The sequence below is a fragment of the Streptomyces sp. NPDC029296 genome, assembly GCF_055569255.1.
This window is the reverse complement of sequence record NZ_JBVHXT010000069.1, coordinates 12,029-32,170: the sequence shown is the minus strand read 5'-3', so window position 1 is coordinate 32,170 and position 20,142 is coordinate 12,029. Positions and strand designations below refer to the sequence as shown.

Here is a 20,142-nt window from a genome sequence, read left to right as displayed (position 1 = left end):
AGGACCTCAGCAATCCTCATTCTCGCTGGTCAGAGGCACTTTCCGCTTTCCTGATCACCAGTCGGACAGCCCACCTCGTGAAAGCGCGAGGCTAGAGCACGAGCTTGAACCCTTCGTGGCTGCGTGTGAAGCCCAGGGCTGCATAGAAGCGGTGCGCGTCCTCACGCTGCTTGTTGCTGGTCAGCTGCACCAGCATGCAGTCACGCGCACGTGCCCTCGTGATCGCGTGCGCCATCAAGATCCGGCCGAGCCCGTCCCCACGCCGGTCCGCGCGGATCCGCACCGCCTCGACCAGGGCACGCTCGGCGCCGCCCTTGCCAAGTCCCGGGATGTACGTCGCCTGCAGGCACCCCACCACCGTGCCGCCGTCGTCCACCAGGACCAGCATTTCATTGCGCGGGTCCGTGTCGATCGCCACGAAGGCGCGCTCATACGCCTCCGTCACCACAACCGTCGCCGGGTCTACCACCTGCTCCTCGTCAGCGAGCAGGGCCAGTACCGCAGGCAGGTCGGCACGGGTCGCGGGGCGCAAGGTATGAGCAGGCGCGGACTCAGTGACAGCAGGCATGGCACAGACCCTAACCGGCCCCTCATCGGTGGACTTCAGTCCCCATCCCGTGATCACGACTCCGCACAGGCCCTAGACGTGTTGGCCCTAACAGGTCTAATGGGGGTCCGCTGTCGTCTTCGGCCCCTCACCGGGCCGCACGGATGCCCCTGGAAGCCGGGGCCGAATCCGCGCCGCCTCGGCGACCTGCGGGCCTGGGTCACCGTCGCTGCGGGGGCGAGCGGCTCCGGCTCCCCGCCGCCCGGCAATCCCGCTGACGGAGCGCTACATGTCCGTCTGCCGTAGCGATACGAGCGCACCCCCCATTCCCCCGCCCGCGACCGACGGTCCACCGAGTTACGGCAGCGGCTCACCTCGCGGGTTTGGCGGCGTGCGCATCACGTTCGAAACCGCGACGTGAAAATTCGACCGCTCCACGGACGCTCGCGCCATCACCCGACGCCACTCCGATCGCGGCACCTGGAACGGATCCTGGCTGCCCTGCTCGGTAAGTAGGTCGCTCATGTCCCGGCAGACAGCCAGGAGGTCGTGTACCGCCTCCGTGACGGCGGAGGGGCCCAGAAGCTCTACCTGTTCGAGACGCGGCCGTAGCTCGGCCCAGACTTCGTCCCACTTCCGCGCCGTCACGTCTGACGGGTGGACGGCGAATCCACTCTCCTGGAGGGACTCCACCTCCTCGTTCCATCCGTCCTGGAACCGGCGCATCTCCTGGACGGCTTTGTCCCAATGGGTGAGTAGATCGGTGAATGCCTTGAGACGCTGTTCACGTAGCCAGTGGCCATGCTCGACGGTGGCCTGGTCGGCAGCCTGTCGGCGGCCGACGACGATGCCGCATAGGGCACCTGCGATTCCGAAGACACCGGCGGCTATGGCAGCGAAGACGGCCGCCCATCCTTCATCCATGACGGTCATCCTGCCGTGCTTCGGGTATCGCCGAGATACGGCCTCGGGGAACAGCGACCCGTCAACGAGCTGCGGTCAGGGAAGGTCAGCGGGCCGTACGGATGCCCTGGTAGCCGGGCCCAAGGCCGCGCCGCCTCGGCGTCCTGCGTGCGGCGGGCACCGTCGCCGCGGCGTCGGCGGCCGCGGGCTCCTGGTCGTCGGGGCGCTTCGCGCGGCACCCTGCAAGAGCGGGGCGGCGCGTCCCTGTGTGGCCCTGTGCGGCTCTCAGGGGCAGATACGGCTCCCCGATCCGGTCGGCGGGACAGGCGCTCCAGGCCCCCTTCACGGCCCGTCTCGGGCCTGTTTTGCATGATCCCTCGGGCTGGGGGTGTCGGTATCCGGTCACACCGTGGCGCCCTTCGGATAGATCATCCGCATCTGCGCCCATAGGAGCGTCCGTGATTCGCGGACATGGCCGGAGTAATGGCAGGCTCCCCACCCATGGCGAAGAAGACCGACCCCGAGACCCGGCAGCTGGTGCTGGAGGACGCCGAGGCGCTGCTCAGGGCCACGTACAACGGCGGCCGCGACTGGCTCGACCCGGTCCGCGTGATGCACGCCGTGCGCGCGGCCGCCGACCGCTACGGCCTCGACGACGCCGAGCAGGCCGAGGTGCCCGCCGACCACATCCTCGCCGCGCTCACCCAGCTCGACGAGGCCCGTGCGGCGCTGGACACCCTGGAGCGCGACCTCATCCGGGCCGCCCGCCGGCGCGGGGCCTCCTGGCAGCAGGTCGCCGACTCCCTCGGGCTGGCCTCCCGCAGCAGCGCCGAGAGCCGCTTCGTGCGCCTGGAACGCGACGCCGCCAGCTACCACCGTGACCGCTACCCCGAACGCCAGCGCGCCGAGCGGGCCCGCGACCGCGCCGGCGACGCCTGGGCCCGGGCCAACGCACCCCGGCTGCGCGCCGCCGTGCGGTCCCTGGCCTGCCTGAACGACTCCTGGCCGCGGCTGGCCCGCATCGCCTCCGCCGAGCGGCTGGCCGCCTGGCATCGTGAACTCGACGGGCCCGCCCTCGCCGCTCGGCTCAAGCCGCTGCGCCGGGTCCTGGATCCCGTGGACGGTGCGACGCCCGCCGCCGGCACCGCGGCGGCCGCCGCACGCGACGAGGTCCTGGCGCTGCTGGAGGAACTGCACGCCGCCCGTCACGGCCAGACCGGTTAGAGCTGTTGGGTCCAACAGGTCCGACCGTGCTTGATCAAGGGCTTCCCGGGGCCTCCCCGCGGTGGGCGAGCCTCTCGGCGACCTGCGCCCACGTCGAGCCGGCGGCCCGGTCCTCCAGGACGCACACGCGCACCAGGTCCTGCGTGCGCCGCTCCAGGACGGCGGCCCCCAGCGAGAAGACGCCCGGGAACGCGTGACTCTGCTGACCGCTGGCCGAGGCAGTGGCAACTGGCTGTCCCCGATAGGCGCGGGCTGTCCGGGCCGGTCAGGGGCCTGTCCGGATCGCGTCCCTGACAGCGGGGCATGGCGGAATCCGCCGTTGTCCCTTCTGTCAAAGCCGCAGCAAGATGACGTTCATGGGGAACCTGGGTGAGTTGACGCCGTACGAAGCCCGGGACGCTGCCGGTTTCATCGAGTTGATGCGGCAGCTCAAGGAGCGTTCGGGGCTGACGTATCGCGAACTGGAGGAACGGGCTGCCCGAAGCGGTGACGTGCTGGCGCGCAGCACGCTGGCCGACGTACTTCGACGGTGCACACTGCCGCGGCCGGAAGTGCTGGCCGGGTTCGTCCGCGCCTGCGGGGACGAACAGCGGCTCGATGCCTGGTTGGACGCCAGGGAGCGGGTCCGACGACGCTTGGCTCAGGAACTCGGCAGCGCCCCCGGCCCAGCCCTGCAACGCCTGCATCAACAGATGCTGACCGGTGACCCCGCGCTCGACTTGACTGCCCCCACCGCAACTGCGTCCACGGCGACGCCGGTCCAGGTACCAGTACCGCGCCAGTTGCCGGCCCCGCCGACCTCGTTCGTAGGCCGGAACGGTGAACTCGCCGCCCTGGAGAGCATGCACAAGCAACGTTCCGATGGGGATAGCGTGCTGGTCATCGCCGCCATTGGGGGTGCTGGCGGCATTGGCAAGACCTGGCTGGCCCTGGCATGGGCCCACCGCCACCTCGACTGGTTCCCCGACGGGCAACTGTTCGTCGACCTACGCGGCTTCAGCCCGGACAGTCAATCAACGGGCCCCGTGGGGGCGGTGCGCGGGTTCCTCGGCGCTCTCGGTGTCGTCGCCGACCGCGTCCCCCACGACCTGGATGCCCAAGCAGCGCTGTATCGAAGCCTGGTGGCCGACAAACGAATGTTGGTGGTGTTGGACAACGCCGCCGGCGCCGAGCAGGTCGTGCCGCTGCTGCCCGGCAGCGCCTCCTGCACCGTCCTGGTCACCAGCCGTCACCGACTGCACGGGCTGGTCGCCCGGCACGGCGCCCGCCCACTGCCCCTGGGGATGTTCACCGACGCCGAGGCCCAGGCCCTGCTGGTCACCATCCTCGGTCCGGACCACGTCGCCGCCGACGAACACTCCGTCGCCGAGCTCATTGCGCTGTGCGGCCGGTTCCCGCTCGCGCTTGGTCTGATCGCCGCCCGCATCCGAAACCACCTGCCGACGGCCGACGCCGTCGCCGAACTGCGCGACTTCGGCCTGGACGCCCTCGACGCCGACGACCCCACCGCGAGCCTGCCCGCCGTGCTGTCCTGGTCCCTGCGCCGGCTCACCCAGCGACAGCGCACCGTATTCGCATTGCTCGGCATCACCCCTGGTCCGGACATCGGTCTGCCCGCAGCCACCAGCCTCACCGGACTCCCGGTGGGGGAGACTCACGCTGTGCTGCGCGCACTGGCCGATGTCTCTCTCCTCGACTCCCACCCCGGCGGTCGGTACGCCATGCACGACCTCGTGCGGGCCTACGCCACCACCTATGCTCAACACGACCTGCCTGAACCGGTGCGGCGGGCTGCGCTGGAGCGAGTCGTGGATTTCTACCGGCACACAGCCCATACCGCCGACCGCTTCCTGAACCCCCACCCCGCCCCGATCCGGCTCCACCCACCCGCCAGCGCACACCCTCAGCCTCTGCCTGACCACCCGTCGGCGCTGGCCTGGATGGTCACCCACCACCCTCACCTGCTGGCCGCCCAACACACCGCCGCCGGCCATCAGAACCACCAGGCCGTGTGGCACCTGGCCTGGACCCTGACCGCCTTCCACCGACGGCGCGGGCACCGCCACGACGAGGTGGCCGTGTGGCAGGCCGCCACCGATGCCGCCGAACACCTGCCCGTCGCCACCCACACCCTCGCCCACCGGCGTCTCGGCAGCGCCCACGCCGCGCTGGGGTGGCACGAACAGGCCATCGAGCACTTGCACCAGGCCCTCGCCCTGGCCGAACATCACCAAGACCCCACTCAGCAGGCCCACAACCACCACGCCCTCGCGAGGGCGTGGGAGCGGCGGGGGGACAACCGGCGGTCCTTGGAGCACTCCCGCCACGCTCGGGACCTCTTCCACGCCCTCGGCCAGACGGTATGGGAAGCCGTCACGCTCAACACCGTGGGCTGGTACGCCGCCCGCCTGGGGGACTACGACACCGCCCGTGATCACTGCCAGCAAGCCCTCACTCTGCACGGCCGCCACCACGATCCCAACGGCGAGGCAGACACCCTGGACAGCCTGGGCTACATCGACCACCACACCGGCCGTTACCATCAGGCCATCGACCACTACCAGCAGGCCCTCACCCTGTACCGCACCCTCGGCAACACCAGCCAGTCCGCTGACACCCTCGACCGCCTCGGCCACTCCCACACCGCCCTCGACCAGCACACGCAGGCCTGCTCCGTCTGGCGGGAAGCCCTGGAGCTGTACCGGGAACAGCGGTGCGAGGCAGACGCCGAACGCGTCCAACGGCAACTCGGCAAACTCGGCCTCGGGGAACAGCGGTACAGCGGTTAACGCTAAGCCGATGATCACGGCCGTCTAGCACAACCGATCGGCCCGGCACCGGGGTTCGACGGAAGATCGTTGAGCGGCTGCGGGCGTCGTTAGCGTCAGTTCCATGCCAGTGGAGTTCTTGACCGACGAGCAGGCGGCTTCGTACGGGAAGTTCAACGAGGAGCCGACGCGGCCGGAGCTGGAGCGGTTCTTCTTCCTCGACGACGAGGACCGCAAGCTGGTCGCGAAACGGCGCGGTGACCACAACCGGCTCGGGTTCGCCCTGCAGATGTGCACCGTGCGCTACATCGGCCGGTTCCTCCCGGACGACCCGCTGGACGTTCCGTGGGTGGTGGTGGAGCACCTCGGGCAACAGCTCGGCATCGAGGACGTCTCGTGCGTGAAGCGGTACACCGAGCGCAGGCCGACGGCGTATGAGCACGCGTGGGAGATCCGGGACTCGTACGAGTACCACGAGTACGACGATGCGGAGTGGGGGCGGAAGTTCCGTACGTTCCTGCACGGCCGGGCGTGGACGCACGCCGAGGGGCCGGTGGCGTTGTTCAACCAGGCGGTGGGCTGGCTGCGCCGTCACCGGGTGCTGCTGCCGGGGGTGAGCGTGCTGGCCCGGAAGGTGTCGGAGGTCCGCAGCGTCGCGGAGAAGCGGCTGCACGCCACGGTCGCCAAGGCCGCGCACCGGGCGGACGCGGCGCTGCCCGGGGAGCTGGTGGCCACGCTGGCGGTGCCGGAGGGCGCCCGGTTCTCGGAGCTGGAGCGGCTGCGCCGGCCGCCGACACGGACGACGGGCACGGCGTTCGCCCGGTCCCTGGAGCGGGTCCAGGTCCTGCGTGCGCCGCTCCAGGACGGCGGCCCCCAGCGAGAAGACGCCCGGGAACGCTTCGCCCTGCAGGACCGCCCGCAGCAGCACCTCGCGGATCGCCTGCACCTGCTCGTCGACACGGTGGCCGGCGGTCGCGAGCGCCAAGCGCTCGGGCATCGCGGCCTTCGCCCGGCGCCGGTCTCGGTAGGCCCGGTCCCGGCACAGACGCGGCCGCGCGCAGTGCCGTCGTCGTGAGGAGCCCTCGCCCAGCCGTTCGCCGCACCACAGGCAGCGCGGCCCCTGCTCCCGGCCGCTGTCGTCCATAACCGGACCGTACGGCCGCTCTCGTACGACGGCCAACTCCAGCCTGCGGACGCCAGTTAGACCTATTGGGTCTAATAGGTCTAACTGGCCCTGAGCTGCGGCGCGGCCAAGGTGCCAAGGGACACTCGGCCGGTACTCGCTGGGCGGGAACGCGCCAAAAACCGTAAGCCACCTTACGTAAATATCGTAAGGTGGCTTACGGTACGAGTATGGAAGAGACGAAGCCTGCAGAGACCGCCGCCGTGCCCGCGCGCGTGCCCCCCTCGTACAAGGAGCTGGTCGAGCAGTGGGGGCCGGCGGTCGGTGTGGAGGAAGCCCGAACCCGCTGGGGCCAGTTCGTGGCCGCCGCCGAGGGCGGCACGGTCACCCTGATCGCGATGGACACCACGGCGAGCCTCGGCTACCCGACGTGGGCCGCCCTGGCCCCCCTGGACAAGGTCGCCGACCCCGGCCGGTGCCCGGTGTGGCCGCTCACCTCGGCACGGCCCAAGTTGGCGGACGTGGTGCTGGCCGCCACTCGCTTTCCCGACGGGACGCCGCAGATCCTCACCCGTCACCGGCGCCCGGTCGCCGCCCTGGTCGCCGCCCTCACGCTGGTCGACCTGCCGCCCGACGGCGAGCGCATCGACGTCGACACCTTCCTGCGGGAGGGCGGCACCATCGCCTTGGAGTACGACTACGGCCACCCCGGCTCGACCACCCCCGATGGGGATGTGGACCAGGAGCCGATCCCCGAGCGCTACATCGCGCGTGCCACGGAGGCGGACGGCCGAGAGGTCGGACAGGGAGAGGGCAACAGTGTCGCGGAGGCCCTGCTGCGTCTGTGGCGTCCGCCCGCGCACCTGTACTCGGCCGAGCCGCCGTTCGACGACGGCTGGGGCGGCTTCCGGCCCGACAGCGACCTGCCCGTGCGGTTCTAGAAGCCACGGGGGGCATCATCATGTGGGACACGTTCATCGGCGCCGGCGCTGCCCTCGCCGGCGTGGGCCTGGCCAGCTCCACGCAGCTGCTCGCCGACCGCCGTGCCCGTGCCGAGCAGCACCGCAGGCAGGTCGCTGCCCTGGTCGGTGCTCTGCTGAAGGCGGTGCTGGCCTACCGCGAGCTGCACTGGCTGCGGGTCGCCGCGATCCGCAGCGCGGAACCCGAGACCGCTCCCGACCGGGCGGCCCTGTACCGGGCCCGTTCCGCGGTCACCGAGGCCAAAGACGATCTCGCCCTCGCCACGGACGATGCCACGCTGATCGACGCGGCCGAGACCGCGGTCTGGTCCGCGATCGAGCTGAGCGACATCGCACTCGGCCCCGTCGCCGAGGGTCGGTTCAGCGAGGCCGTCGAGACGGAGCTGGCAGCCGGGCGTGAGCGGACCCGGGACACGCACACCGCGTTGCGCCGGGCCGGCGCCGAGTACGTCCATCGCATCTGACAGACACCGTCGGGCGCGGGTCATGCGCCCGGCGGTCGCCCGTACCCGACGGTGCGGACCTCGTTCTTGGCGTCGCGGACGGCGTGCGGGCTGCGGCAGGCGAAGGCGGCCTGCAGGTCAGACCTGTTGGGTCTAACAGACCTAAACGGCCTCTGCCTGCCCTTCCTCGTCGAGCCCTTCGGAACGACGGGCGGCCCCGAACCGCGCTTCGGACTCCTCAACGATCCGACCGGCAGGGACGAGATCGCCCAGCTCGATCGCGAGCACGGCGCGCACGAACGCGGCGAGCGTGACGGCGCCGTTGCGCACCTCGAAGCAGCGCAGAACCCCGTCCGAGAACGCGGCAGGGTGGCGGCACCCGGCCTGGACGCAGTAGCCCTCGACGGCCAGGGCGAGCCGCCGGAAGGCGGCGTTCTTCTCCTCGGTGCACTGTGCGGGGCAGCCGAGGTGATCCAGCGTGATCCGCAGATGGGCGGCGTTCTTCGCGGCCTTGCGGATGGTCAGCCGCCCGCCGCCGGGCGTGACGTACCGCCCGGCCTCGACCGGGGCGTACGGATGGATCAGCGGCAGCTTCACCTCCGAGCCGTGCAGGGACGGGCAGCCCGTCGTACTCGATGTACGGGCCGGCGGCGCCACGGTCCTCGGTCATGCGCTCCTCGTCTCCCCCGCCCGGTCGGCGGGATCGTGGTCCTGGTCCTCGTCGTCCTGGTGGCCGTCGTCCTGATGGTCGTCGGCGGGCCAGAAGCCGAACGGGCCGGCCCGGCCGGGGCCGGTGGCGCCAAGCTGGGCGGCGCCGCCCTTGAGCCGGTGGTGGTCGCGGATCACGGGCGCGGTTCTCCTGCGGTCGACGGGCGGTACGGGCCCCATGGTGCCGCCCGCCTCCCCGGCGTACGGCGTGTTTCGGCCGCACGCCGCCTGGACAGGCAAAAGCCCCGCGCGCAGAGACGGCGGGGCCGGGTTGGACCTGTTGGTCCCAACGGGTCTACAGCGGGGCGAGGCGGGCGGCGCGGTCCAGGGCCCGCAGCAGCTCGGGCTCCCATCCGGCGCGCGGGGTGTCGTAGGCGAGCAGGCCGGAGGCGGACAGTACGTCGAGCTGCACCTGGTGCTCGACGCTGAGCCGCCACGCCTCGCGCAGGACGTGCCGGGCCTCGTCCCGGGCGGCGCGGCCGGTGGTCGCGGTGGCTCGGGCGTCGGGCAGGGCGGCGAGCTGGCGGCCGACCTTCTCCAGGCGGTCCATGAGGCTGGCGGCCTTCTCCGCGTCGGGGCGGGGCGGGACGAGGTGGATCTCGGGGGTGGCGACGCCGCGGCGCAGCTGCTCCATCCGCTCCGGGAGCGGGCTCCAGCCCTCGGTCCCGGCCAGTTCGATGTTCACCTTGGCGACCGCCGCCGTGTACGCCCGGCCGGCGCCGCGCGGCTGCAGGGTAGTGCCGGCGGGCCGGTGCTGCGGGCCGGTCTCCTCATCGACGGTGCCGGAGTGGTTCCCGCGCACCGAGACCCACAGCGCGTCCGCGCTGCCGGTGACGTCGCTCATCAGCAGACGGCGCACCAGGAACCAGCGCTGCAGGGCGGCCCGGGTCGCCCGGCGCAGCGGGTAGATCTCGACGGAGACCGGGTCGTCGGGGCGGGCGTTCTGCGGGCGGCGCATGATGCGGACCTCGGTCAGGGCGGGGGAGAGGTCCTCCAGCCGGATCGCGCACAGCTCGCCGACGCGGGACCCGGTGTCCAGGGTGACCGAGGCCATCGCCAGCATCCGCACCCAGCGGGGGTAGCCGCGGGTGAGCAGGCCGCCCTCGGTGGTCCAGCGGGTGCGCCGCCCGATGTAGTCGGCGACCGTCTGCAGGCTGGTACGCAGCCGCTCGCGGCGGGCTACGTCGATGGGATCCTTGCGGGGCTGCTCCTGCTGGGGGCGCAGGTGGACGACCTCCAGGCCGAGCTCGCGCTGCAGCAGCACCATCACCCCGGAGCGGACGTTCGCCGTCGCCTCGGAGGTGGGCCGCTTGGCGCCCCGGTCGCGCAGCTCGCCGGCGAGCGCGAGACGCTCGTACGCCTTGAGTGCCTCGTAGGCGAAGACGTCCGCCAGGTCCGCGTCGACGTCCAGCGGGTGCTCGGGGTGCTGGAGGGCCCGGACCAGCTCACGGGCGTGGGCGCGGATCTGCCGTTCGCGGGCCTCGGACGGTGCGGCCCGGCAGGCGGACTCGACCGCCTCCTTCAGCTCGGGCACCTCGTCCAGGACGTCGGGCTTCTTCTTCACGGATCGCACGGTAGCCACGTCCGGACAGCCGCACCGCCACAACAGAGAATCAGACCCATTAGAACCAATAGGCCCAACCGCTGCTGACGTGCGCTGAGACACGACGGGCCCCGCCGGAGGTCGGCGGGGCCCGTCGTCGCGGCCGGGGGCTACTTGGTGACCGGCGGGCCGGTCTTGAGGTTCTTCTGGCGGCGCTGCGGGAACCGGTTGCCGTTGTTGTAGTCGCGCTCGTCGCGGCGAATCTTCTCCAGGACGGCGGTCTCCACGTACGCGGACAGCGAGATGGGCTCGTCGACGTCTTCGTCGTCCAGGGAAAGCCGCTGCAGCGCGACCACCGTGTTGCGCAGCCGGTTCATGGTGTCCGGGGTCACGTACGCCGGCACCTTCTCCTTGGTGCCCGGCGCCGCCTGCGGGGCCTTGTCGCCAAGCTCCTTGCCGAGGATGCTCCCCTTGCCGAACGGCAGTCCGTTGCTCATGCTGCTGCTTCCTCTCTCGGCGCCACCAGCATCCGACCGACCTGGTCGAAGTCGCGCGTGGTAGTCGAGCGCCTGCTGAACTCGCGGATGGCCTTGTTCTCGCCCGGCGCGGACTTCGCGTCCACCGTCTTGCGCACCGGGCACACCAGCGCGCCCGGGTAGTGCTCGGCCATCTCGTTTCCGACGTCCTTGGCGATGGTCGTGACGTCCCAGGCGGTAAGGACCACGGCCACGACCTCGACGTCGTACTCGTCCTGCGCGTCGGTGATCGTCTTCCGCAGGGACTTGTTGGACTTGGCGTCCAGCGCGCTGACCTGGCTCGGCACGATCACCTTGCCGCCGATGGCGAGAGTGAAGGTGGAGAGCTTTCCGACCTTGGGCGGGCAGTCGACGATGGTGATGTCGACCGGCGCCTCGGAGCGCTTGATCGCACGGCGCAGGGTGCGTTCCCCGGAGACGGCCGGGTCGTACTCGGCGACCGCGCAGTCCTCGTAGCTGGGGACGATGTAGATGTTCTTGTACCGCGTGTAGTAGGTCGCCTCGTCCAGGCCGACCTTCTCGTACAGCACGTCCTTGAGCGTCCTGCGGTTCTCGACGGCCAGGCCCTCGGGGAAGACCGGCTCCAGCCAGCCGGACAGGCCCGCGTCCTGCGGATCCGCGTCGATCACGCGCACGGTGTAGCCCATCGCCGCCCAGGCGCAGGCCAGTTCCAGCGTGGTGGTCGTCTTGCCCGCCCCGCCCTTGCGGTTGAAGACCATGAACACCCGGTGCTCGCCGGGGAGGATCGGGGCCGGGCGTGTGAAGGCGGCGGGGAGCAGGATCCGCGGCTTGAGCCGGTTGGCCGGCTCCGTCCACGCCCGCTCGAAGACCGTGGGCATCAGCAGCCTCTCCGGGATCTTCAGCGGTTCCAGAGTTACCTGGACCATGGCTCTCTCCTCATCCGGGTCTCTCCCCGTGGACGGACTTCAACGCCAGACCGTACCTCCTCCCGTCCGGTCGGCAGGCGCACCCCTCCCCGCTCGGTCCCGTTGTGAAAACCGCAGGCCAGAGCCTTGCGCCCAACAGGGTTGACCCCATTGGGTCCAACAGGGCCGACCAGGCTGGCATGTTGACCTGCACCAACTGTCGGCCTCATCGGTGAGACCTCGCGCCCGCGCGCGCGTGGTTCGCGTACGAGGCGTACAGCCAGGCGACGTACCAGGAGGGCGAACGCGGCACGATCGGCACCACCCGGCTGCTGTGGCGGCAGCGGTACCGGCGCAGCGAGCAGTTCCCCGTCGTGCGCCTGGTGCTGGACAACGGCGATGAGGAGGCGCTGAACCGGCGGGCGGCGCGGCTGGAGCGGCGGATCCACGGCATCGGCATCCGGATCGACTACGCCCCGCTGCCGATGCTCCAGCGCCTCCCGTACGACCAGTGGGAGTGGCGGTCGATCGGCTGCCCCGACGACCAGGTGGAGCGGCTCGCGGCGTGACCCGGCCGGGCGTCCACGGCGAAGGTGGGCCGTGCCGCGCGGGTCGCCCCCTGGGTCTCTTCCTGGGCCCCGTCATCGCTGCCCGGCTTCACCGGTTCGCAGGCGATACGGCAGCACTACCCCGTCGTCGCGCCGGCTCCCCGGGGCGGGCCCATGAGGTCGTACAGGGAGTACCCGGACGCCTTGCGGAGCCGGGCCGCCAGCACCGGCTCCATGCCGTACTGCAGGGCCTCCGCCCTCCCGGCCAGGACTTCCTCCTCCGTGACCGGCGTCCGGAACATCCGCTCCATCATCCCCGCAATCTGGGCGTCCACGGCCTTGGGTACGCCGCCGTCATAACTGATCGTCAGGCTCCCGTCGTCCTGCCGGACCACCTTCGGAGCATCGGGTGGGGGCACCAAAACCCCCGTGAGCAACCGCAACGACGTACCCTCCGGCGTCCGGGAGTCCACCGCCGCGACCTCCCTGTGCAGCGCTTTCCACATCTGCACGACGTGCGGCTGGGCAGGCCGGTGCAGGACCATGCCCAGCGGATCGGCCACAGCGATGCCCTCGCCCGGGTCCAGCACCGTGAAGCCCGCCTCCTCGTAGTACGACGCCAGAGTGCTGGTGGTGAACGTGCCCAACATCAGCCGGTACCCGAGAGCGGCGTAATGCGCGGCGGCCGACCCGATCAGCCGATGCCCCACCCAGCTCCCTCGGGCTTCCTGTGCAACGGATAGCGCTTCGGCTTCCACGATGTACTGGGCCATGTACGAGCGGTGCGCCGGGCTCAGCGTTTTGATCGAACCGATCCACTCCAGCGGCGGCGCTGCGGTGAGCACCCCCACTACCTCACCCCGCCGCCGCTCGGCCACCCACGCCGCCCGCACACCGCACGCCGGATCGAGCCGATGCCGGTGCGTCACGGCGTGAGCCAGCTCGACCCCGGTCTCCGGGCGGGTGAACTCAACGTTGCCCAGCAACTCGACCACAACCGCTTCATCTGCCGGGCGCGGAGCACGGATCAGCAACCCGTCGTTCGCCGCCCGCTGTGCTCGTCCGGCCGCCCGCACTCGCGATGCTCGTCCCATGCCTTCCTAACGAGCCGCGCCACTCTCCCGCCCCCGCCAGCACGCCGGGATCATCCCTTCGCGCTAAGGGTGGTCCCCCTGGGGCCACGGACGCCTGCGGCTCTACCCTCCGCTCCTCTACTCCCGGGCGCACGTCAGCCCCGGTCGGACCTGTTGGGCCTAATAGGTCCGACCGGGGCTGAGCTGGCTAGTCAGGCGAGGCCGGCGGAGGCGTTGTCGTCCCAGCCGTCGTCACGCTGCATGTAGCCGAGCATGGAGCGGGAGTGGCGGGCCCAGCCGCCCTGGTCGGCGATGGCGATGCCGTCGCGGCCCTTGCGGCGGGCGACGGAGGCCAGGCCGATGCGCAGGGAGTGCCCGGTCCAGGCGATCGGTACCCCGGCCCGCTTCGAGGTGCGCTTGATGGCGCGGGTGACGGAGTCGGGGACCATGCCGCCGGTGACGTGGCCCCACTGGTCGATGCCGACGAACGCCGGCGTCGAGGGGTCGGCCCACTGCGGTCCGTGTTCGGCGACCAGGCGGGTGCGGTAGGCGGTCCAGGCGCGCACCGGGCAGATCTCGGGATCGTCGGCGTAGCGGATCTTGGCGTTGCGCACCGAGTGCTTGGTCTTGCCGGTGAGCACGGCGACGACCAGGCCGCGCGGGTGCAGGGTGACGTCGCCGGTCAGCAGTCCGGCCGGGTCCTGGGAGCGGCTGGCGTAGTGGAAGCCGGTCAGGACCAGGGCCTTGTCCCGGTCGCCGGTGAGGGTGTCGGGGCAGGAGCGGGCGATGGCGCGCAGTCCGTCGATGTCGCCGCCGACCGCCTGTCCGCGGCCGCGCCGCTCCCCGGCCTGCAGGAGCTTGACCGCCAGGCCCTCCAGCGCGGTACGGGCCTCGGCCTGGTCGTCGCCGGAGACCGTCACGCCACGCTGGCGCAGGCCGACGACGGCGGCCGCCAGGTGGGTGGAGGCGGAGCTGGGGGCATAGCCCTTGCCGTTCTGCTGGCCCTCGCGCAGCATCCACGCCACGAACGCCACCAGAGCGCCCCGGGAGCCCTCCAGCTCCGGCAGGCGGGCGGCGGCGCAGAACCGCTGCCACACCCGCCAGCTCTTGTTGTAGGTGTCGACGGTGTTGTCCGGGGTGATCTCCTTCTCCACGGCGTCGGCCAGGTCCTCGGCCTCGGCCAGGCGGCGGGCGGCGTCGACGCCGTGGCGTTCGGCCCACCGCTCGATGAGCGCCTGGCGCTCGGCGGCCGCCGGGTCCGGCACCACCGGGGCGCTGTCCGACTCGCCAACGTCGCCGGCGTCGACCACCGTGACCGTCACTTCCTCGTCACTCCCTCCGTCGGGTAGCCGTGGGCGGTCAGCCACCGGCCAACCGTCTCCATCTGCTGCTTGGCCTGCTGCCACGCCTCCCGGGTGCCGCGCCCGAAGATGGCGTCCTGCCCGGCCTGGATGGCGTTCTGCTGCGCCCAGCCGTAGACGAACTGCGGGGTGTTGCCCTCCAGCCGTCCGTGCTCCTCCCACGCGGTGCGCTCGGCGGCCGCCGCCTCGATCAGGACGGGGTGCCCGTCCTCGGCCGCGTTCGCGGCGACGTCGTGCAGGTAGTAGGCGATGAACGCGCGGGCGGTCGCGTCGTCGTCCTCGCTCACCCCCGTCACCGGCCCTCCTCCGGGGCGCGGACCACGGTGAGCGTGGGCGGCCGGTCACCGGCGGGGGCCTGCTCGGCGGCGAGCAGCGCCCTGGCCATGTCGTACTCGCTCACGGTCGGCCTGCCGGTGTTCGCGCGGTCCCGGGTGCCGGCCTTGAGCAGCTGCTCGATGAGCGGCTCGTCCTCGGGCGCGCTCGCCCGGTCCGGGTACGCGGTCGTCCGGCACAGCTCCCCGACGTGGTGCAGCAGGGCATCGTACTCGTGGCTCTCGCTCGGGTCCTGGACGCCCATGCGGGGCAGCTCCACGCCCAGCGACCGGCGGTAGGCCGCGCCGTTGGTGATCGCGGGGCCCAGGGTGCCCTCCCGGCGGGAGGCGATGGCCCGGGCGGCCCAGGCTCGTTCCGAGGTCGAGCGGTGGCAGTCGACCGTGCGGTCGCGCATCTCGGCGTAGCGGTACCCGGCGAGGGCGGCGTCGAGGTGGGCGCGCATCTCCTCCCGCCGGGGCCCGTCCGTCCAGCCCAGGATCCACCGGGCGCCGGTGTCGTAGTACAGCTCGACGGTGACGCCGGTGACCTCGGACAGGTGCCGGGCCAGCAGCGCGGCCTGTCGGCTGCGGCTCACCGCGACGCCTCCTCGGCGGTGTCGCCGCCGGCGGGCGGTGCCGCGCTCACCGGCCCCGCCTCCGTCCCGGCCCGGGCCTTGGCGGCGAGCAGTTCGGCGTACTCCCGGTCGAACACGGCGTTGCTGCGGGCGCGCTCGGCGCTCTCGCGGTGTTCGTCGGCGAGTTCCGGTTCGGCGGCGGTCAGCTCCTCGTACAGGGCGGCGTTCTCCTCCTCCAAGGCGGCCTGCCGGGCCAGTACCTCCGCCCGGGCCTCCGGGCGGGCGCCGCCCTCAGTCAGCAGCCGGGCAGCCCGCCGCCGGCGGCGCACCGAGCCGCCGCCCGCCCAGCTCCCGCCGGCACAGGAGTAGTGACGGCGCCTCAAGAGCCGGAGGGCAGGGTGGCTCTGTTCACGGAAGTCATGAACAAAGCCAGCAGGGTGCCCGTCCGGGTGCCCGCCCGGCCGTGTCCGCGCTTCGCGGACACGGCTTCCCGAGGGAAGGTTTCCGCTGGCCGACCCCGCCCGCCGGATGGGTGACACGGGGCCCAAGGAGCCCCGGACCGCGCGCACCCTGTCGGCATGACCACCGACATGCTCGTCACCGATCTGCCTCCTGTCAGTCATCGCTTTCCCTCCGACGGGGGCGCCCGGGACGTCTTCGGACGCCGACTAGAAAGGGCGCTGACCGCTGCCTACGGGGAGCGCGGCCAATGGCCCTGGGGGATGCTCGCGGCCGCCCGGCTGCTGACGGAACTGGGGCGGCGGGTGGACGACCAGGCCGTGTTCGTCCCGCTGCTGGACCGGCTGCGCGACGGCGTCCCGGTCGGCCGGCTCAGCACCAGGGCGGAGACCGTGGAGGACGTCGCCGACCAACTGGCCAAGTCGATCCGGGTGATGCTCGACGACGCCGAGGCCGGGGAGATCCTGAGCGAGGCCGCCGACTACGCGTACGCGGCGGTACTGCGGGTCCGCGCCTGACGCGAGCGGCAACGCGCTGCGTTCCTGCAGCGGCAGCGCACACAGCCCGGACAGCGTGCGGCCGCCGCCCGCCCCCAGTCCGTCACCCCGGACGCGCGTGAGGACTTCAGCGCCTGGCCCACCCTCGCGGCCCGCGCGGCTGCGCGCCGGAAACAGCGGTAGGGCCGGACAGCACTCCCCGGGGATGCAGTGTCACGGAGCCGGAAGGTGGCCCCGGCCCCCGTCGTCTCCTGTCGCCAAAGCCTTCCGCCGCCCTCAAGGGCTGGAGGGCAGGGCGTCCTTCACGGGCGCGCTGCCCGCAGGTCGAGGAAGACGGCGATGGAGTGGATGGACACCATGCGGTCGCTGGTGGAGGACCCGCTGGTGCGCTTGGCGGTGGGCGAGGGCGTCCGGGGGTCGCCCGGCGTGTGCGGCGCGGCCGCGGCTCGGCGGCCGCGCACAGTGAGGCGGGGCCGGCCACCACGGCGGGCGCCGACGGAATGGAGACAGCGGTGACGATGGTCGCGGACGGCATCACCGGTGAGCAGTTCGCCGAGGAGCTGCTGCAGGGCGTGGGCAACGAGTACATGCGGGCGGCGACCCGCTTGCTGGGAGCCCACCGTGACGGCTACTGGCTGCGGCGCTTCGCCGACGACCGGGAACTTGCGGCGGCGGCCGGGCGGCCGCTGATCGACGGCACCGGCAGGCATCCGTCCGTCGACTGGGACGCGGTCGGGTACCTGCTGACGCTCACCGGGTCGCCGGTGACCCGTTCGTCGCGCAGCGAGGCCCGGGTGCTGGAGTTCGCGGCCTCCTTGGTGGATCAGTGCCCGGTCCAGCTCTGGCCGTTCCTCCAGGTCTTCGACGACTCGGAGTTCACGGCGGCCCTGCGGGCGATGCGGGAGGCGCGGGGCGAGGCGGGCTGACTGAGGGCGGGCTGTCCGAGCGGTCTTCCCGGCATGGCTCGTGACCAGCCCGGACAAGAAGTCGCCTGTCCGGGACAGAAGCCGTGTGTCCGGGACACGTTGATCCGCTGGGCACAGCGGTTTTCGTCGCTCACCCTCATTGGCAGCCGGGTAGACATCCGGCTGCCAATGAGTGATGGGAGAACACTGTGCGTATTCGCACCTCTCTGGCTGCTGGCTTCGGTACGGCAGTTCTCGCTGCCGGAGCCGTGGCCGTGCCCGCACACGCGATATCCGCTACGCCCACCCAGCCGGCACAGGCTTCGGCGGTCGCGGCCGACCCGTGCCCCAACGGCGGCAGTTACTGGGCCGACTGGTACGGCGGCCGGGGCCGAGCGCACTACAAGTGCGACGGCTTCCGCGTCCGTATCGGCATCCACTGCACGGATGGCAACTCCTACTGGAGCGGCCAGACGGGCCAGCCCTACCCGACCTGGCGGCTGGACTACAACAGGGTCGAGTGCCCGCTGGGCTACAGCACGACCGGCAGCCCCAGCCTCTACGTGCAGTAAGCCGGCCCACCTCTGCACGAGACGTTGACCACGGCGGCCCGCCGGGGGGAGGGGGACCCGGTGTCTCGCCCCCCCCGGCGGGCAGCCCAGTCTTCGACGACGCCGAGTTCACGGCTGCCCTGCAGGCGCTGCGCGCGGCACGTGACAACGAGGGCTGACACCGCCTGGAAATACCGGGTGGCAACGGGCGTGAGCTGGGCTTTATCCACCCCGTATCCAGTTGCCGACCGGCCGCGCGGCGGGCTGCCAGCGGGGCTACCGGCGGCGGAGGTTCACCCAGGAGCCGCCGAGGGCGGTCACCGCGCCGCCGATGGTGCCGACGGCGGTCGCGGCCTCCGTGTTGTGCGTGAGCGCCAGTACGACCACCGCGACGATGGAGACCAGCGCGGTGAGGGTGGTCACCCACGCGAGCAGGTTGGGGTGGCGCGGTAAGTCGTTTGGGGTACGGTCAATGGTCGTCAAGGTCTCCGGTCTCCTCACAGTGAGCGGGCACCCGACGGCAGGCGAGTGGGAGATCCCGGCGGAGCCAGGCCGGCAAGCATCGGCTCCGCGAGGCGGGGTCTCCCTTCGCCGTACCGAAGGGCGTTTGGTGCCCAACCACGTTACTGGTGGCCGTGTGGTGCTCCGGTCCAGCGTCGCCTCGGAGCATCGCCTCTGCCGCGTCCACCCGGGACGCGGTTCCCCGTCCGCCTAACACGCGCGCGAGACGGACGTGCTGATCGAGCCTCAGGGAAAGGGCCAGGTCAGGGCGCGTTCTGTGGATAACTCACCTGCGCGCCGCTTCACCGGCACGATGTGACGCAGCTCACGGATATTTCTTGCGGCTGAGGAGCGCCTACCTCCCTTCCACGGCTTCGTAGTTGGATGGCAGGGACCACCGCCGGCGAACAGGTCCACCATCAACGGCGCTGCGCGTGCCGCACGACCTGCCGGTCGACGGCGGGGTCGCCGGCTGCGAACCGCCGGACACGCAGGAGACCGCCGACGCCCGGGTCTGGCCCGCCTCGCGGGAGCAGGCCGACGTCCTGGGCGACACCGTCGACCCACCGGCCGTCCGGGCCCGGAACGCCCTGCAACTGGCGGAGGACGGGATCGGTGCCGAGGTAGAGCGTGCGGCGCTGCGCGTGCCGGTAGGCCCGCAGGATCGTACGGAGCGCTGCCGTGGGCTTGGGGGTCAGCTCGACCTCGACGGCGACCGGGAGTTGTCCGCCGGGCGGCACGGCGACCAGGTCAGGCCAGTGCACGGCGCGGGTGCCACCGGCCCGGTCAAGCTGGTGAAGATCGGGAGCAAGCTGCCGAGAATCAGCAAGGCGATCTGGGGCATCAAGGGGTTCCTGGAGAAGGTCGACAAAGCACGCAAGAAGGTCGACGCCTTCACCGAGAAGCTGGACGGCGCCAAGGAGAATCTGGACCGGCTGAGGTCGTTCTGCGATCGCGGCTTCGCAGACGGCAAGCTTGGCCGGCAGTCGAAGGCGGCAGCCGGCCAGCGATCCGCGGCAGCCGGCGACGACAAGCCGAAGGCGGACACGGGCTGCACCTTCCCCATCTTCCGGACCCCGAAGACCGTGGACGTGGCCTATGAGAAGCTGCACGGTCCGAACCCGGCCCGGGGGGCCGAGGAAGGGAGCAACGGCAAGGTGTACTTCGGTGAGCAGAGCGTCGCCGCCGAATACTGGGGGCGTGGTACCTACGCCTCCGGGATGTACCGGTACGACATGGACATGAAGTTCCTGGCGCAGTTCGCCAAGGCGGCCAAGCGTTACGACTGGCAGGGCCCGAACGGAACCCCCAGGATCGAGTGGGAGATCGACTACAGCAGGCTGGACGAGTTCAACGCCCTGACCGTCGCCCGCACCTGGATACCCAAGCCGTGAGGAGGCTGAGTGCCATGCCCTCGACACTTCATCAGGAGTACGACGTCCATGTGCTCGCGGTACGGCCCTGGGGGCTGGACGTGGTGCTCCCGGACGGCACCGCGGGCCTGATCGACAACACGAAGGACCCGCGCTGGCCGGACGGTGACCAGCAGGCGGCTGTCGGAACGGTGGTCCGCGCCGTCGTTCTGGACGACGAGAGGGACCCCGTCCGGATGAGCGCCCTCGACGACGACCTGGCCATCGCCCGTTCCCTGCGGGGGGCCGCGGAGCGTTAGCCGCGGGGCCGAGGGCCGCGTTCCCGGGAGAGATCCCGGGAACGCGGC

The 20,142-nt window shown here is 71.6% G+C and carries 24 protein-coding genes and 1 pseudogene; 11 read left to right on the top strand and 14 right to left on the bottom strand.

The window, feature by feature from the left end:
- Positions 1–91: 91 nt before the first annotated feature.
- Both ACZ4W9_RS38265 and ACZ4W9_RS38260 read right to left on the bottom strand, forming a co-directional pair.
- Positions 92–568, bottom strand: coding sequence for a GNAT family N-acetyltransferase (locus ACZ4W9_RS38265; RefSeq protein WP_467943845.1), 477 nt, complete (start codon positions 566–568; stop codon positions 92–94).
- A gap of 336 nt (positions 569–904) precedes the next feature.
- Complete coding sequence (locus ACZ4W9_RS38260; RefSeq protein WP_467943844.1) at positions 905–1,480, bottom strand: hypothetical protein; 576 nt, start codon at positions 1,478–1,480, stop codon at positions 905–907.
- A gap of 471 nt (positions 1,481–1,951) precedes the next feature.
- Between ACZ4W9_RS38260 and ACZ4W9_RS38255 the strand changes: the two genes are divergently transcribed.
- The 5 genes and pseudogenes from ACZ4W9_RS38255 to ACZ4W9_RS38235 all read left to right on the top strand — a co-directional run bounded on the left by ACZ4W9_RS38255 (position 1,952) and on the right by ACZ4W9_RS38235 (position 8,009).
- Positions 1,952–2,674, top strand: a complete 723-nt coding sequence (locus tag ACZ4W9_RS38255) for a hypothetical protein (protein WP_467943843.1) — start codon at positions 1,952–1,954, stop codon at positions 2,672–2,674.
- Between the two features lie 356 nt (positions 2,675–3,030).
- Positions 3,031–5,463, top strand: coding sequence for an ATP-binding protein (locus ACZ4W9_RS38250; RefSeq protein WP_467943842.1), 2,433 nt, complete (start codon positions 3,031–3,033; stop codon positions 5,461–5,463).
- 103 nt (positions 5,464–5,566) lie between these two features.
- Positions 5,567–6,349: pseudogene (locus tag ACZ4W9_RS38245) on the top strand (DUF4158 domain-containing protein); the annotation flags it as partial.
- Positions 6,350–6,795: 446 nt separating this feature from the next.
- The gene (locus ACZ4W9_RS38240; RefSeq protein ID WP_467943841.1) at positions 6,796–7,506 is read left to right on the top strand and encodes a type II toxin-antitoxin system Phd/YefM family antitoxin; all 711 of its coding nucleotides are present in this window, start codon (positions 6,796–6,798) and stop codon (positions 7,504–7,506) included.
- Between the two features lie 20 nt (positions 7,507–7,526).
- A complete protein-coding gene (locus tag ACZ4W9_RS38235; RefSeq protein ID WP_467943840.1) occupies positions 7,527–8,009 on the top strand; it encodes a hypothetical protein in 483 nt (160 codons plus the stop codon).
- Positions 8,010–8,150: 141 nt separating this feature from the next.
- On the opposite strand, the gene ACZ4W9_RS38230 is transcribed toward ACZ4W9_RS38235, so the two are convergent.
- From ACZ4W9_RS38230 to ACZ4W9_RS38210, 5 genes are all read right to left on the bottom strand, one after another.
- The gene (locus ACZ4W9_RS38230; RefSeq protein ID WP_467943839.1) at positions 8,151–8,585 is read right to left on the bottom strand and encodes a DUF6420 family protein; all 435 of its coding nucleotides are present in this window, start codon (positions 8,583–8,585) and stop codon (positions 8,151–8,153) included.
- 69 nt (positions 8,586–8,654) lie between these two features.
- Positions 8,655–8,834 (bottom strand): hypothetical protein, encoded by a 180-nt coding sequence (locus ACZ4W9_RS38225; protein ID WP_467943838.1) that lies wholly within the window; start codon positions 8,832–8,834, stop codon positions 8,655–8,657.
- Positions 8,835–8,991: 157 nt separating this feature from the next.
- On the bottom strand, positions 8,992–10,260 hold the full coding sequence (locus ACZ4W9_RS38220; protein ID WP_467943837.1) for a hypothetical protein: 1,269 nt from the start codon (positions 10,258–10,260) through the stop codon (positions 8,992–8,994).
- 149 nt (positions 10,261–10,409) lie between these two features.
- Positions 10,410–10,736 carry a hypothetical protein gene (locus tag ACZ4W9_RS38215; RefSeq protein WP_467943836.1) on the bottom strand — a complete coding sequence of 109 codons (327 nt, stop codon included), beginning with the start codon at positions 10,734–10,736 and terminating at the stop codon, positions 10,410–10,412.
- The gene (locus ACZ4W9_RS38210; RefSeq protein ID WP_467943835.1) at positions 10,733–11,662 is read right to left on the bottom strand and encodes a ParA family protein; all 930 of its coding nucleotides are present in this window, start codon (positions 11,660–11,662) and stop codon (positions 10,733–10,735) included. The genes ACZ4W9_RS38215 and ACZ4W9_RS38210 overlap by 4 nt, the downstream gene beginning before the upstream one ends.
- Positions 11,663–12,015: 353 nt before the next feature.
- Between ACZ4W9_RS38210 and ACZ4W9_RS38205 the strand changes: the two genes are divergently transcribed.
- Positions 12,016–12,210 carry a hypothetical protein gene (locus ACZ4W9_RS38205; RefSeq protein ID WP_467943834.1) on the top strand — a complete coding sequence of 65 codons (195 nt, stop codon included), beginning with the start codon at positions 12,016–12,018 and terminating at the stop codon, positions 12,208–12,210.
- 116 nt (positions 12,211–12,326) lie between these two features.
- On the opposite strand, the gene ACZ4W9_RS38200 is transcribed toward ACZ4W9_RS38205, so the two are convergent.
- The 5 genes from ACZ4W9_RS38200 to ACZ4W9_RS38180 form a co-directional block, all read right to left on the bottom strand.
- Positions 12,327–13,184 carry a GNAT family N-acetyltransferase gene (locus tag ACZ4W9_RS38200; RefSeq protein ID WP_467943833.1) on the bottom strand — a complete coding sequence of 286 codons (858 nt, stop codon included), beginning with the start codon at positions 13,182–13,184 and terminating at the stop codon, positions 12,327–12,329.
- Between the two features lie 290 nt (positions 13,185–13,474).
- A complete protein-coding gene (locus tag ACZ4W9_RS38195; RefSeq protein WP_467943832.1) occupies positions 13,475–14,584 on the bottom strand; it encodes a site-specific integrase in 1,110 nt (369 codons plus the stop codon).
- On the bottom strand, positions 14,581–14,919 hold the full coding sequence (locus ACZ4W9_RS38190) for a hypothetical protein (protein WP_467943831.1): 339 nt from the start codon (positions 14,917–14,919) through the stop codon (positions 14,581–14,583). Before ACZ4W9_RS38190 ends, ACZ4W9_RS38195 begins: the two co-directional genes overlap by 4 nt.
- Positions 14,916–15,530, bottom strand: coding sequence for a hypothetical protein (locus tag ACZ4W9_RS38185; protein ID WP_467943830.1), 615 nt, complete (start codon positions 15,528–15,530; stop codon positions 14,916–14,918). The genes ACZ4W9_RS38190 and ACZ4W9_RS38185 overlap by 4 nt, the downstream gene beginning before the upstream one ends.
- Entirely contained in the window at positions 15,527–15,892 is a 366-nt protein-coding gene (locus tag ACZ4W9_RS38180) for a hypothetical protein (protein WP_467943829.1), read from the bottom strand. Before ACZ4W9_RS38180 ends, ACZ4W9_RS38185 begins: the two co-directional genes overlap by 4 nt.
- A 195-nt stretch (positions 15,893–16,087) precedes the next feature.
- Here ACZ4W9_RS38180 and ACZ4W9_RS38175 point away from each other — a divergent pair, with 195 nt between their 5' ends.
- On the top strand, positions 16,088–16,486 hold the full coding sequence (locus ACZ4W9_RS38175) for a hypothetical protein (RefSeq protein WP_467943828.1): 399 nt from the start codon (positions 16,088–16,090) through the stop codon (positions 16,484–16,486).
- Between the two features lie 281 nt (positions 16,487–16,767).
- Here ACZ4W9_RS38175 and ACZ4W9_RS38170 read toward each other — a convergent pair whose 3' ends face one another.
- Entirely contained in the window at positions 16,768–16,926 is a 159-nt protein-coding gene (locus ACZ4W9_RS38170; protein WP_467943827.1) for a hypothetical protein, read from the bottom strand.
- Between the two features lie 51 nt (positions 16,927–16,977).
- Here ACZ4W9_RS38170 and ACZ4W9_RS38165 point away from each other — a divergent pair, with 51 nt between their 5' ends.
- Together ACZ4W9_RS38165 and ACZ4W9_RS38160 are read left to right on the top strand one after the other, a co-directional pair.
- Positions 16,978–17,391 (top strand): hypothetical protein, encoded by a 414-nt coding sequence (locus ACZ4W9_RS38165; RefSeq protein ID WP_467943826.1) that lies wholly within the window; start codon positions 16,978–16,980, stop codon positions 17,389–17,391.
- 254 nt (positions 17,392–17,645) lie between these two features.
- Positions 17,646–17,942 carry a hypothetical protein gene (locus tag ACZ4W9_RS38160; protein ID WP_467943825.1) on the top strand — a complete coding sequence of 99 codons (297 nt, stop codon included), beginning with the start codon at positions 17,646–17,648 and terminating at the stop codon, positions 17,940–17,942.
- Between the two features lie 255 nt (positions 17,943–18,197).
- On the opposite strand, the gene ACZ4W9_RS38155 is transcribed toward ACZ4W9_RS38160, so the two are convergent.
- A complete protein-coding gene (locus tag ACZ4W9_RS38155; RefSeq protein ID WP_467943824.1) occupies positions 18,198–18,404 on the bottom strand; it encodes a hypothetical protein in 207 nt (68 codons plus the stop codon).
- A gap of 452 nt (positions 18,405–18,856) precedes the next feature.
- On the opposite strand from ACZ4W9_RS38155, the gene ACZ4W9_RS38150 reads away from it, so the two are divergent.
- Positions 18,857–19,816: a hypothetical protein gene (locus ACZ4W9_RS38150; protein WP_467943823.1), complete on the top strand. Its 960-nt coding sequence runs from the start codon at positions 18,857–18,859 to the stop codon at positions 19,814–19,816.
- Positions 19,817–19,830: 14 nt separating this feature from the next.
- Entirely contained in the window at positions 19,831–20,094 is a 264-nt protein-coding gene (locus tag ACZ4W9_RS38145) for a hypothetical protein (protein ID WP_318199167.1), read from the top strand.
- Positions 20,095–20,142 lie beyond the last annotated feature (48 nt).

Excerpts from the sequence above, each read along its gene's own strand:
- ACZ4W9_RS38145 (WP_318199167.1), top strand. The coding sequence starts at position 19,831 with ATGCCCTCGACACTTCATCAGGAGTACGACGTCCATGTGCTCGCGGTA.
- ACZ4W9_RS38235 (WP_467943840.1), top strand. The coding sequence starts at position 7,527 with ATGTGGGACACGTTCATCGGCGCCGGCGCTGCCCTCGCCGGCGTGGGC.
- ACZ4W9_RS38250 (WP_467943842.1), top strand. The coding sequence starts at position 3,031 with ATGGGGAACCTGGGTGAGTTGACGCCGTACGAAGCCCGGGACGCTGCC.
- ACZ4W9_RS38265 (WP_467943845.1), bottom strand. The coding sequence starts at position 568 with ATGCCTGCTGTCACTGAGTCCGCGCCTGCTCATACCTTGCGCCCCGCG.
- ACZ4W9_RS38210 (WP_467943835.1), bottom strand. The coding sequence starts at position 11,662 with ATGGTCCAGGTAACTCTGGAACCGCTGAAGATCCCGGAGAGGCTGCTG.
- ACZ4W9_RS38255 (WP_467943843.1), top strand. The coding sequence starts at position 1,952 with ATGGCGAAGAAGACCGACCCCGAGACCCGGCAGCTGGTGCTGGAGGAC.
- ACZ4W9_RS38240 (WP_467943841.1), top strand. The coding sequence starts at position 6,796 with ATGGAAGAGACGAAGCCTGCAGAGACCGCCGCCGTGCCCGCGCGCGTG.
- ACZ4W9_RS38175 (WP_467943828.1), top strand. The coding sequence starts at position 16,088 with ATGACCACCGACATGCTCGTCACCGATCTGCCTCCTGTCAGTCATCGC.
- ACZ4W9_RS38260 (WP_467943844.1), bottom strand. The coding sequence starts at position 1,480 with ATGACCGTCATGGATGAAGGATGGGCGGCCGTCTTCGCTGCCATAGCC.
- ACZ4W9_RS38215 (WP_467943836.1), bottom strand. The coding sequence starts at position 10,736 with ATGAGCAACGGACTGCCGTTCGGCAAGGGGAGCATCCTCGGCAAGGAG.